General features: G+C 64.2%; 1 protein-coding gene. It reads left to right on the top strand.

Annotated elements, in window-relative coordinates:
* Positions 1–1,071 (top strand): GNAT family N-acetyltransferase (locus I5M_RS13700; protein WP_022721917.1); only part of this gene is annotated, 1,071 nt, incomplete at its 5' end.
* Between the last annotated feature and the right edge of the window lie 457 nt (positions 1,072–1,528).

Here is a 1,528-nt window from a genome sequence, read left to right as displayed (position 1 = left end):
CGTCACCGCGCGACGCCGAACGTCTTCATGACGCCCGCGGCGCTGCTGGCAGCCGAGGTGACCGGCTTTGCCGAGATCTCTGTCCTGATTGCGGTCGACAGTGCTGCGCCGGACCGGCTGCTCGGGCTATGGGCGCTCGACCGGCGCAAGCCGCTGCCGTTGTGGCCGGAGACGCTCGAGGCGCTGCCGTTCTACTACGCGTTCCTGTCGACCCCGTTGATCGACCGCGATCATGCGGACGCCGTGATGCAGGCCTTCGTCGAAGCGATCGCCGGCGCGGCGGCGCTGCCCAAGGTGCTGCATCTGCCGTCTTTGGATGCCGAGGCTCCTGCCTATCCGGCGCTGCGCAAGGCGCTCACGACGAGGGGCGCCGAGACTATGGTGCTGTCCCGCCAAGGCCGACCGGTGGTGAGCCGGGAGGCCGGGCTGAAGCGCTCCGGTTCCACCCGCAAGAAACTGCGTCAGGATTGGAACCGGCTGTCGGCGCTGGGCCGGGCCGAGATTCGCAACGATCGAGAGCCGGCGGCGGTCGCGGCTGCATTCGAGACGTTTCTTAATCTGGAACTCGCGAGTTGGAAGGGCGATCGCGGCACCGCGATTCTCTGCCACGAGCACGACGCCAAATTCGCCCGCCGCCTGATTGCCGAACTGGCGGAGCAGGGCGCCGCCTCGGTGGCGCTGCTCGAACTCGACGGCCGCGCCATTGCCGCCCAGGTCGTGATGTATTGCGGTCGCAGCGCCTACACCTGGAAGATCGGCTTCGACGCCGCCTTCGCCCGATTCTCGCCGGGCGCGCTGCTGGTCGACAAGCTGACCGAGGAGCTGTTTGCCGGATCGGACATCGACGCCATCGATTCCTGCTCGGTCGAATCGAGTTTCATGTCGACCCTGTGGACCGGAAGGCGGGCGATGGTTGAGCTTCTGGTTGATATGGGGCCGCGTAAGTCTATGACATTCCAGATGGAAATGGTGCGACTTCAAGGTCTGCAGCAACTTCGCGGCCTGCGCAACCGGCTCCGCACCTGGCGGGCGACGCGGCCGCGCAAGCCTGCAATGGCGCCGCAACCCTGAGCCGAATCTGCGCGTCTGATTCCATCTCGGCCACCCGTTCCTCGGCTCTGCCGGCTTGACGCAAGCTTGATGGCGCCTATCTGGGCAACGAGCAGGACGGTCTCGCGCAATTGCGAAAAGCCAAGCGAGGCGGGGACTTCTGCACGGCCGATCAATCGCCGCGCGAGCTCACTGAACGCGATTGTTTGATGGTTTTGCCTTGACTTGGCAGTTCTCCACCGATAAAAACCGCGCACTTCAAGACAGGCGGTGAGCTTCGCCAGTGTCGGAACGGATCACCTGAAACGTCCTTTTTGGGCTTTCGGGCACCACCCTCGACCACAGTCGCTCAGACGCTGTCTAGATAAGCCAGGCAATGCCAGGACATTACGCGTCCTCTCGAGCAGGTCTCCTGAGGATGGTTTTGGAAGCATGACCTCGGTACGAGCCGGAAAGCGTCAGCTGACCGGTTTTTTGC

Source organism: Rhodopseudomonas sp. B29, from assembly GCF_000333455.1.
Lineage (GTDB): Bacteria > Pseudomonadota > Alphaproteobacteria > Rhizobiales > Xanthobacteraceae > Rhodopseudomonas.
The sequence above is the reverse complement of the archived record's forward strand: the minus strand, read 5'-3'. Positions and strand labels throughout refer to the sequence as shown.